Here is a 10872-nt window from a genome sequence, read left to right on the forward strand (position 1 = left end):
GCACCCCTCAGAGGACGCCCCTCAACCCAAGATGCCCTCAAAGCGCAGCGTAGCCGCGCTCCTGTCAGGCGCCCTAATCGGCGCCGCCGCACTTGCCTGGGCCGGCATCACCGACCGGGCGAAAGGCATGCAGGAGGTCGATGCTTGGACCGAGCGTCAGGCCGTTCCCACAGTCCGGGTGGTGCACGCGCAGCGCGGGCCGATGAACGAGGACTTGAGCCTGCCCGGCTCGCTGAGCGCCTTCTACACGGGCACACTCTACGCTCGCGCCAGCGGCTACGTCACAGCCTGGCACAAGGATCTAGGCGCACGCGTGCGGAAGGACGAGGTCCTGGTCGAGGTCTCAGCGCCCGATCTCGATCAGCAACTCGCGGAGGCGCGGGCCACGCTCACGCAGCTTCAGGCGGCGGTCGACCAGGCGCAGGCGAATGCCGACCTCAGCGCAGCCACCAACAAGCGCACCGCCCGCCTCGTATCACAGGGGTGGTCGAGCGAGGAGCGTGGCGACACAGACCGCTTCACCGCAGCCTCGCGCACGGCAGCCTTGTCAGTCGCCAAGGCAAACTTGGTCGCGCAGCAGGCGAATGTCAGCCGCCTGGAGGAACTGACGCGGTTCAAGGAGATTAAGGCCCCGTTCGACGGCGTCGTGACCGCGCGCAACGTTGATATCGGAGATCTTCTGACGGCCGGGGGAACCTCCGGACGACCGCTTTACCGGGTCTCCGACATCCATCGCGTGCGCATCTACGTGAATGTGCCGCAGGCGTTCCTCGCAGCGATGAAACCGGGCCTCAAGGCATCCATGCGCGTGCCAGGACTGGAGGGAACGTTCACCGCCGAGGTAACCTCGACCGCGAATGCCATTGCGGAGGATTCGCGCAAGGGGCTCGTCGAGCTGCAAGCCGACAATCCGGACGGACGGCTCTGGCCGGGCGCCTTCGTCGAGGTGCAATTCCACGTGCCATCCAACCCAGGGACCTTGCGCGTGCCCGCGACGGCTTTGGTGTTCAACCGCAATGGCACCCTCATGGCGCAGGTCCAGGATGACCACCGGGTTGCGCTCAAGCCTGTCACGCTCGGCCGCAACCTTGGCAACGAAGTCGAAGTGCGCGCAGGTATCACAACTGCCGAACGGCTCATCGACAACCCGCAGGAGTTCCTAGCCTCCGGTGACCTCGTCCGTGTTGCCGGGCAGGATGACACCCCGCACACCGCATCGGCGGAATGACCCGGCAGAACCCTTCGAGGTCAGCAGCAGCACTGAATCGACCAGCAGCCTTTGGACTGCTGTGATTGAGAGGATCAGCCAGAACCGGAGAAGTCAGGGTCGGCAAGCGAGGTCCGCTTTGCAGCGCTTCATGCTCCGAAGCAGACCGGCGGCTTGCGGCCAGATCCAGCCGGCCGCTGAGCGCCTATGGCCGCAATGATCGATGACCACACCCGGAAGCGGACGCTGCTGTATCTGTGTTTCGGACCCGGATTATGCCGTGAGCGCCAGCGGAGACGGCGCTCCGCAGCAGACATTCGGTTACATTAGGCTGATCGTCGCTTTCTGGTCGGCCTCTGCGTTCGAAGCATCGGCCTTTTAGGTCCCGAAACCTTGGCCAGCCTTCCTATACTCGGGCCGCGGTGGTGCGAAGATATCGAGGACCCGCGCCCCCTCCGGCCCCGCTTTCATCGTGTGTGGAACGCCGCCCGGCGTCCGCCAGAAGTCACCCTTCTTCACGGCAATCTCCTCATCGCCCTGGACTCGGACCGCCGTGCCTTCGAGTAGCACACCCCACTGCTCCTCAGGGTGGTGGTGCATCGTCCCAGCACAGTTCGGTTCAAGTGACACGATCGACAGCATCGCCTGTTCACCCGCGAAGATGCGCGTGGTCAGTCCAGGCGCAAGCTCACGCAGTAGGCCGTCCGTTGGGTTGTCGAGACTATGAAATTCATCGGCTTGGCGCATGATTGCCTCCTTGCAGTAAGAGCCGCGCGAAGATGGGGCGGACAGATGTTCAAAGATTGATGCTTAGCCAAACGCAGGTGACGCGTTCAGTTTTGTCTGATACAACTCCATCAGAGCAGTTCTCACCGAGAGGCGTGTCGTCAGTCAACGGTCTCGGACCGCGCAATTTGCCTGAAGGTGTGTGCTAGCAGCTCTCCGTCAGTCGTTCTGAGCTCAGAAGTGTGGACTGGCGCGGGTCTCAAGGCGCGGTCACCTTGCCGTATCGACCGTCGTACCGGCCCTCGCGGATCATCTGCAGGACCTCAGCTTCGCGCCGCTCCTGGGCGCGCACCGCCTCGATGAGGCTCGGCGCGATGGTTGGCGGGAACGTCACCACGCCATCCTCATCGCCGACGACCACATCGCCTGGATTGACCGTCCAGCCTCCGATCGAGACAGGGACGTTGATCGCACCGGGACCAATCTTGTAAGGGCCGCGATGGATTGCGGCTCGCGCGAAACAGGGGAAGTCCGACGTCTTGAAGGCGTTCGCGTCGCGAACAGCACCATCGATGACGAAGCCTGCCGCTCCAAGGCTCTCGGCGATGGCCTTCATGATGTCGCCGACGAGGGCGCGGCTGATATCGCCACCGCCGTCGACCACGACCACGTCGCCGGGGCGGACCAAGTTCAGAGCTTGATGGATCGCCAAGTTGTCGCCGGCACGAACCCGTACCGTAAGCGCGGTGCCGACAAGCTTGCCACTGCGATGAAAAGGACGCAATCCGACGATGCCGGGCAAGCGATCGAGGTTGTCGCTGATCGTCGGTGTGGCGGCCGTCCGTAACGCCTCGATGATCGACGGATCCACGGCAGGCGGTAGCGGATTATGATCGATATTTGACATGTCTGAGTTTCTTTTCAGCTTCGTCAGAAGATCATGCACCCTAAATCAACTTACATGGCTTCAGCGCCGGATCGCCTCAGATGCGAAGGCATGGCGGGGAATCCACACGAACCCATCGCCGATCTCCAGCGCAGCATGACCGCGTCGTTCGGCGCATGTGATAGGGCAGGCTTGTTCCCGACGGCGCCGATGGTCAGTTTCGGCGTGTAGGCGCCGGCAGCATCGATGGATTGGAGCGCTCGGCCCTCCAAGCGAAGCCTTATCTGCGCACCTATTGCGGCGTCCATGTCAGACTGCCACGGCCGTCGCAGCTGGCGCGGGATGAGCCATGCGGTCGCTGAGGAGCGCGGCGATCAGTGCGGCGATGAAGGCTGCGCCGGCCATGGCGGCAAGTGCCGCCGAGAAGCTTCCGGCCCAGTCGCGGATCACGCCGGTCATCCAAGGTCCGACCAAGCCGCCAAGCTGGGCCAGCGTGTTGATGAGGGCGATGCCTGCGGCGCGCGCTCCGCCTGAGAGAAAGTCGCCGGTCAAACTCCAGAAGATGCCTAGCCCACCCCAGATGCCCGCGGCGGCGAAGCAAAGGCTCACGAAGCTGATGGTGTTGTTCGGTGCGTAGGCACTGCCGAGAAGGCCGATGCCACCCAAGGCCAACGAGGCGGCGAGATGCCACTTGCGTTCCCGTGCGCGGTCGGAGTGGCGAGCCCAGAGCAGCATCGCGGCACCTCCGCACAAGAACGGCAGCGCCGCTATCAGGCCGACCTGGACATCGGACAAGCCCCCGAACCCTTTGATGATCTGCGGAAGCCACAGCAAAACGCCGTAGAGTGCCGTCAGGAAGCAAGTGAATAGGGCAGCCAGTGCCCAGACGCGTCCCAGCCGCACGACCTGCCAGAATGCAAGGTCGCCGTGGGTTGCCGTGCCGGTCTGCTCGTCGCGCAGGCGCCGTGTCAGCCACGCCTTCTCGTCAGCCGGCAGCCAAGCCGCCGCCTCCGGTTGCTCCGTAAGCCAGATCAGGACGGCTCCCCCCAGCAGCACGGCCGGCGCAGCCTCCAGGAGGAACATCCATTGCCAGCTGCGCAGGCCGAGGACCTCGGGCATGTATGTCAGGATCGCACCCGATAATGGTGACCCGACCACCGAGGCGAGCGCTGTCGCCGCGACCACGCCCGAATTGGCCTTCGACCGATGCTCGATCGGGAACCATTGCGTGAGGTAGTACACGACGCCGGGCAGGAATCCGCCCTCAGCGACACCGAGGAGGAAGCGGAGAACGTAGAAGCTCGTCTCGCCTTGGACGAAGGCCATGCAGCCCGAGACCAGTCCCCAGCTGACGAGGATGCGGGCAATCCAGACGCGCGCGCCAACTCTGTGCAAGATGAGATTCGAGGGCACTTCGAACAGGGCATACCCGACAAAGAAGATGCTGGCACCGAACCCAAATGCGGTGGCGCTCAGACCGAGATCGGCGTTCATGCGCAGAGCTGCGAAACCGATATTGACCCTGTCGAGGTAATTGACGACCAAGAGCAAGAACAAGAACGGGATCAGGCGCCAGTAGACGCGGCGCATCGTGCGCGTTTCGATGTCGTCACTCATGCGTCCCTCCCAGAACGATATTTTTTTGTTCGAACCCGTGGCGTGCGGGGCCCGGCGATTCAACTCAGGTTGGCTGCAGCTGACCGCGCCGCTATCTCAGCCCCGATCGGAGGCGGCGTTCGATGGCGCAATCAGCGATCCGCGCGTCGCTCGCTGGGCGGAACCGCTAGTCGTGGTGCCTGCGTGGTGTCTGCTTCTGATGGTAGTCATCTCAGAAGCTGTCAGGGTCGTCCAAGACCGATTTTAATTGCTGATATAAGGTCGGACTTATACAAGCGTGGGCGCTCATGCCATCGAGATCACCCTCAACCGGCGCGCGCGTCGCGACATGTAGACGGCCTCATCAGGTTGAGCATGGCTTCGAGCGGCAGGTCGCGCGGGCCCGGGCGATAGAGAGCGACGAGCAGGGTCTCGAAGGCTGAGCGCCCGCCTTCCAGGCTCTTGAAGGTCAGGTCGGAGCGGATGTGGCGCGCCACGCCAGCGGTGACGAGCGTTACGCCGAGGCCCGCCGCGACGAGGCCGAGCGCAGTCTGGATCTCGAATGCTTCCTGGGCCACCGATGGGGTGAAGCCGGCCTCGCGACAGAGGCCCAGAATGCGCGATGGAAAGCGCGCGGCGGGGTTCTTTGGGAACAAGATGAACGGCTCCTCGGCGAGTTCCGGCAAGCCTAGACTTCGTCGTTGGGCGAAGGGGTGCTGCCGCGGCAGAGCCACGACGAGATCCTCCCGCAGCAGAACCTCCTGCATCAGGCCCGGCGTCTCGACTGGATCGCGCGACAATCCCAGATGGATCGTCCCCGCCCGCAGCGCGTCCGGTTGGTCCTCGGTCAGCATCTCGTGCAAGCGAAGTTCCACATCCGGATGGTTCAAGCTGAACTCGCGCACGACAGGAGGGAGGAAATCGTACATGGCGGAGCGCGTGAACCCGATGCCGAGCCAACCCCGCTTGCCCTGTCCGATCTGGCGCACCTCTGCGACGACAGACTCGAACCGATCGACCAAGCTGGCGGCCTCCGCGTGCAGGTACCGGCCGGCGTCGGTGAGCCGCAATGGCCGCGCGTTTCGCTCGAAGAGTGGCGTGCCGATCCGAGCCTCGATCAGTTGGATCTGCTGGCTCAAAGCCGGTTGTGCGATGCCCATCAACTCTGCCGCCCGGCTGACGTTGCCCTCGCGGGCCAAGATCAGAAACGCATCCAGGTGACGAAAGGCGATCCGCTTCGGCATTTCGGCTTAACCATCATCCGGGCTCGGCCGTGGGGCCATTTGTCCAAACGTAGTCGGACGTATCGAGGTGCCCGGTAAGGGCGCTGAACTTCCGCAAAAAAGGCGCTCTGGGGCATCGGCCAAGCCACGCTGAATGTCCGCGTCTTCGAGCGGCCTTCTCCGAAGCGGACCAGCGGCTTTCGGCCAACAAATGTCATTGTGGTTGGCGCGTTCGTTTCGCCATTAGGCACTTGCCCGCTCTATAAGTTCATAACCGAGGTCAAGCCTACTGACGTCGCGGGAGGGATTTCGAAGTCGCTTCATCAGCATCTCGGCTGCTTGATGCCCGATCTGATAGCGAGGAAAGCGCAGCGTCGTCAGCGGTGGGGAGACGGCTTCCTGGAGTTCGTTGTCATCCGAGCCGACGATCGCGATCCTACTCGGGACATCCAAGCCGCGACGGTTCGCTTCAAGTAAAGCTCCGGTCGCCAGCACATCGCCTGACAAAAAGACCGCATCGACGGCCGGCACGCGCTCGATCAAAGTAGCCAGTGCGAGCCCGCCGCTCCGCAGCCCGGGCGGGCTTTCGAGCAGCAACTCGGGAGCGGAGATCAACCCACGCCCTTGATGGGCGGCTAGAAATCCCGCTCGCCTTTCGGCAGCGCGATCATTGTCGTGAATGGGTAGGCTGACGAAGCCGATTTTCTTGTACCCGCGGCCAATCAGGTACTCCGTCATCGCATAGGCTGCATCGTAGTTCGAGAAACCGACTGCCATGTCGAGAGGTTTCTCGGTCAGGTTCCCCGTCTCGACACAGGGGATACCCGCATCCTCGAGCATCGAGCGACTGCGCGCCGTATGCTGCGTGTTGTGCAGCACGATCCCGCAGATGCGTTGGGCTAAGAAGGCCCGAATGGCAGCCTCTTCACCGGCCAACGCGTAGCCACTATCCGCGATCATCAAAGGGTGATGTGCGCCGAGACCGTCCGATACGCCTTGGATAGTCTCTGCGAAGAGCGAGTTGCGAAGGCTCGGCACGATCAGGCCGACGACGTTCGTCCTACGCGAAGCGAGGCTGCCGGCGATCCGGTTGGGAACGTATCCGGTGGCATCGATGGCCGCCTCGATACGGAGTCTAGTCTCGGTATTCACGGAAGTCGGATCGCGGAGTGCCCGCGAGACCGTCATCGCTGAAACTGCAGCGAGCGCGGCCACATCCTCCATGCGAGGCTCAGGCTTCCCCAGCTTGGGATTCTGCTTCCGTCGTGGCTTCGCTGTTGTGTCTGCCATCTCAGTCGCTTGGCCGTGCCTGTCACCTAATTGATCCCGCACTCTGCCCCATAGCCCGTCCGCACGGATTGCGGAACGCCGACACTGGGTCTATGTTTGCGCTAACATCAACGGTTCGGGTCCGAAATTTGACCCCGCTCACGGTCGCTTCGAACCTTCCGCCCTGTGCAACCGAGAGGCCCCGCTTTGTCCCGCTCATCCCGCTTCCGCGAACTACTCAAGTCGCCGCCATTCGTCTGCATGGGCGCGCACGACGCCGTTACGGCCAAGCTGGCCGATCAGGTCGGCGCGCCTGCGATCTACGTGAGCGGTTTCGCGGCCTCCGCCATCGTCGCAGGCGCTCCCGATATGGGTTTGCTGACGCAGACCGAGATGTTCGAGCATATCCGCCGCATCTGCAGGGTTACCAGCCTACCCGTCTTCGCGGATGCGGATACGGGGTATGGCGGTGTGCTCGACGCACAGCGCACGATCAGACTGTGGGAAGAGGCAGGCGCTTCGGTGCTGCATCTGGAGGATCAAGCGGTTCCCAAGAAGTGCGGGCACTTCTCTGGCAAGCAGCTCGTCAGCGCCGAGGAAATGCAGCAGAAGCTGCGCGCCATGCTCGAGGCCCGGAGCGATCCGGATTTCTTCATCGTCGCGCGCACGGATTCGCTCGCCGTGACCGGCTTCGACGACGCGATCGCCCGCCTCATCAGCTACGCTGAGGTTGGTGCCGACGGACTGTATTGCGACGCAATGGAGAGCGTGGAACAGATGCGCGAGATAAGTCGCCGCCTGCGACCGCTCGGCAAGCCGCTCCTGTTCAACATGGCCAGATCTGGAAAAAGTCCATACTTGTCGCTGAAAGAAGTCGAAGCCTGCGGATTCGATTACGCCCTTTGCCCGATCGAGCCGATGTTCGCCATGCATAAGGCGGTCAAAACGATGATGGAGCGGTTCATGGAGGAGGGGTGCTCGACGAACGCGGTGGCGGACCTGATGACACCTTTCGACGAGTTCAACGAGTTCGTCGGCATGTCCGATCTCATCGCGCAGGAGCGGCGCTACGCCTCATGACGCGAGGGGTTTTCGGCAGGGGGTGTGACTCGGACTGGCGAGATCTTCCATCCAACGGAGGGCGCAGCAGCGATGCGGCAGATCGAAGTCGAGACGTATGGCCGGGTGGCGATCCTGAAGCTGAGCCGACCCGACGCTGGGAATAAGATCACACAAGATATGGCGGACGAGTTGACCGCCGCCCTGAATGCCGCTCGCAGCGACAAAGCGATCAGCGGATGCGTCCTGACGGGGAGCGGCTCTGTCTTCTGCCTGGGAGGCGATTACCGGGGCGCCGGGCCAACCTCTGTCGGACGGATGGGGTTCGGGCGAGCCCATATCGATCTCTTCGGCGCGATGGCTGGTCTCGGCAAGCCGCTGATCGCTGCGCTCAATGGCCATGCGCATGCGGGCGGGTTTGCACTCGCCCTGGCCTGCGACATGGTTTTCGCTACGCACGACGCGACGCTCGGCCTGCCGGAAGTGGCGCACGGCCTTTTTCCCTTCCTGGCGCTTGCCGTCGTGCGCGACGCCTTGCCCAAAGCGGTTCTGTTCGAGATCGCTTACGAAGCGAGATTGATGAGTGCGGAAGACGCACGCGCGCGCAGCCTGGTGAATGCCGTATTGCCTGCGACGGAGTTGTTGCCCCGGGCGGTCGAGACCGTGGAACGTGCGACCGCGGGACATCCCGACGTGCTGGCTCTCGGCCGCGACCTCTACTACGCGACCCGTGGAGTCCCGCCAGCCGAGGCGCTTGCCATGGCGCGGTTCGCACTCGGGGCCGCACTCGCAGCATGCGATCCATAGAGCCGCCGACCAGCGGCAAAGCTTTGATAAAGAAACCCAAGAAACCGGCCAGGTTCGAACAATACGCGAGAATCCAGGGAGGTCATCAATGTTAGCGCTACCACAGAAAGCCGTAAGCCGTCGTGCCCTGTTGGCCGGTGGCCTCGTGATGGCGATGCCGTCGATTGTGAGGGCAGGGCCGGAATTCGATTTCAAGTTCGCGACGGGTCAGGACCCCAGTCATCCGAACAACGTCCATCTGCGCGCGGCACTCGACCGCGTCCGCGAACGAACGAATGGACGCCTCAGCATTCGCTTGTTTCCAGCCAACCAACTCGGGACAGAAACCGATGTCTTGTCGCAGGTGCGAAACGGAAGCATCGAGTTCTTGCTACTTTCAGCTTCGATCTTGGCGACTTTCGTGCCCGTCGCGGGTATCGCCAACACAGCCTATACCTTTCCGGATTATGATGCCGTTTGGCGGGCGATGGACGGGGGGCTGGGTCAGCACACCCGAGCATTGATTGAGAAGGTCGGCGTTATCGCGCCGGGGCGGATCTGGGACAACGGCTTTCGCCAGATCACATCATCCGGACGAGAGGTCCGCGGTCCGAAGGATCTGGCTGGCTTCAAGATCCGGGTCCCACCGGCACCGATGCTCACATCGTTCTTCGCTGCGATGGGGGCGTCGCCGACGCCCATGAACTTCGCCGAGGTCTACACGTCTTTGCAGACCGGCGTCATCGACGGCCAGGAAAATGCACTCTCGCTCATCGCGACAACCCGGCTCTACGAGGTTCAGAAATACTGCTCGCTGACCAGCCACAGCTGGGACGGCTACTGGCCCTTGGCCAACCGCAAGGCTTGGGCGCGCATGCCGGAGGACATCAGATCCGTCCTTACAGCCGAACTCGACCGGTCCGTCGTCGATCAGCGCAACGATGTCGCCGAGCGCGATCGTTCATTGCGAACCGAGCTGGCCAAAAAGGGCCTCGCATTTATCGAAGTTGTGAAACCCGACTTCCAGCGAGCACTCGCAAGCACGTCATACTACCAGACATGGAAGCAGAAGTATGGTGACAACGCTTGGTCGCTGCTGGAGGAGGCTTGCGGAAAGCTGACCTGAAGCAAGGTTCGTCAGGACAGGCGCCCGCGAACAGGTGAACTGCCCATCTTGCGCTCGACGAGGCCGCGTGCAGGTGCCTGGCTCAAGCACTGGCCCCGCTTGTTGGCCTTCGGTCGCCACAGCCTGCCAGCGCTCGGCAGCACATCCCAGTTCTGCGCTCCTCCATGGGCCGGACGGGCAGTTGCTGAACGATCTCGGTAAGCTTGCTTGAGGAACGATCGCCATGCAGATCGATATTGCGGCCGTGGAGACTACGGCCGGGGTTGAACTCACGGGTTCGCCCCTGCGCGCCCGCGGCTGGCTGCACCGGCTGGACGCCGGCCTCGGCCACCTCGTGGAGATCCCGGCGGCTCTGCTGGTGCTGGCCGAAATCGGGGTGCTGCTCGGCGGCGTGGTCAGCCGCTACGTGTTCCGCGCGCCGCTGGTCTGGTCGGACGAACTCGCCTCGATCCTGTTCCTGTGGCTCGCCATGCTGGGCGCGGTGGTCGCCTTCCGCCGCGCCGAGCACATGCGCATGACCGCCTTCGTGGCCATGAGCGGGCCGCGCCTGCGCGCCTTCCTGGAGACGGTCGCCCTGGTGGCGGGCCTGATCTTCGTCGCCCTGCTGCTGGAGCCGGCCTTCGAGTTCGCCAGCGAGGAGACCTTCGTCCAGACGCCCGCGCTGGAATTGAACAACGCGTGGCGCGCCGCCGCCCTGCCGGTCGGCCTCGGCCTCATGCTGATCGTCGCCGTCATCCGGCTCCTGGAGACCGCCGACTGGAAGCTGACGGCGGGCGCCCTCGCGCTGGGCGCCGGCCTCGCCGCCGGCCTCGTGGCGCTTCAGCCCTGGCTGCGGGACCTGGGCAACCTCAACCTGCTGCTGTTCTTCGTCCTCGGCGTCGGCGCGCTGGTCTTCTCCGGCGTGCCGATCGCCTTCGCGTTCGGCCTGTCCACCTTCGCGTACATCACGCTGACCACCCACGCCCCCGCGATGGTGGTGGTCGGGCGCATGGAC

The 10872-nt window shown here is 63.5% G+C and carries 10 protein-coding genes; 5 read left to right on the forward strand and 5 right to left on the reverse strand.

Annotated elements, in window-relative coordinates; all coding sequences use genetic code 11:
* Positions 1–31: 31 nt before the first annotated feature.
* The gene (locus tag MKK82_RS02130; protein WP_243984500.1) at positions 32–1228 is read left to right on the forward strand and encodes an efflux RND transporter periplasmic adaptor subunit; all 1197 of its coding nucleotides are present in this window, start codon (positions 32–34) and stop codon (positions 1226–1228) included.
* A gap of 357 nt (positions 1229–1585) precedes the next feature.
* Here MKK82_RS02130 and MKK82_RS02135 read toward each other — a convergent pair whose 3' ends face one another.
* From MKK82_RS02135 to MKK82_RS02155, 5 genes are all read right to left on the reverse strand, one after another.
* Positions 1586–1954: a cupin domain-containing protein gene (locus MKK82_RS02135; protein ID WP_243984502.1), complete on the reverse strand. Its 369-nt coding sequence runs from the start codon at positions 1952–1954 to the stop codon at positions 1586–1588.
* Between the two features lie 238 nt (positions 1955–2192).
* Positions 2193–2840 carry an RraA family protein gene (locus MKK82_RS02140; protein WP_243984504.1) on the reverse strand — a complete coding sequence of 216 codons (648 nt, stop codon included), beginning with the start codon at positions 2838–2840 and terminating at the stop codon, positions 2193–2195.
* Positions 2841–3128: 288 nt separating this feature from the next.
* A complete protein-coding gene (locus MKK82_RS02145) occupies positions 3129–4436 on the reverse strand; it encodes an MFS transporter (RefSeq protein WP_243984506.1) in 1308 nt (435 codons plus the stop codon).
* A gap of 305 nt (positions 4437–4741) precedes the next feature.
* Positions 4742–5659 carry a LysR family transcriptional regulator gene (locus tag MKK82_RS02150; protein WP_243984508.1) on the reverse strand — a complete coding sequence of 306 codons (918 nt, stop codon included), beginning with the start codon at positions 5657–5659 and terminating at the stop codon, positions 4742–4744.
* Between the two features lie 222 nt (positions 5660–5881).
* Entirely contained in the window at positions 5882–6862 is a 981-nt protein-coding gene (locus MKK82_RS02155; protein ID WP_243984510.1) for a LacI family DNA-binding transcriptional regulator, read from the reverse strand.
* Between the two features lie 231 nt (positions 6863–7093).
* On the opposite strand from MKK82_RS02155, the gene MKK82_RS02160 reads away from it, so the two are divergent.
* The 4 genes from MKK82_RS02160 to MKK82_RS02175 all read left to right on the forward strand — a co-directional run.
* Positions 7094–7987, forward strand: coding sequence for an isocitrate lyase/PEP mutase family protein (locus MKK82_RS02160; RefSeq protein WP_313902079.1), 894 nt, complete (start codon positions 7094–7096; stop codon positions 7985–7987).
* A 72-nt stretch (positions 7988–8059) separates the two neighbouring features.
* Entirely contained in the window at positions 8060–8773 is a 714-nt protein-coding gene (locus MKK82_RS02165) for an enoyl-CoA hydratase/isomerase family protein (RefSeq protein WP_243984514.1), read from the forward strand.
* A gap of 88 nt (positions 8774–8861) precedes the next feature.
* Positions 8862–9878, forward strand: coding sequence for a TRAP transporter substrate-binding protein (locus MKK82_RS02170; protein ID WP_243984516.1), 1017 nt, complete (start codon positions 8862–8864; stop codon positions 9876–9878).
* Positions 9879–10101: 223 nt separating this feature from the next.
* Positions 10102–10872: TRAP transporter small permease (locus MKK82_RS02175; RefSeq protein WP_243984518.1), on the forward strand; the 771-nt coding region annotated here is incomplete at its 3' end.

The sequence above is a fragment of the Methylobacterium sp. E-046 genome, assembly GCF_022829625.1.
Taxonomy (GTDB): domain Bacteria; phylum Pseudomonadota; class Alphaproteobacteria; order Rhizobiales; family Beijerinckiaceae; genus Methylobacterium; species Methylobacterium longum.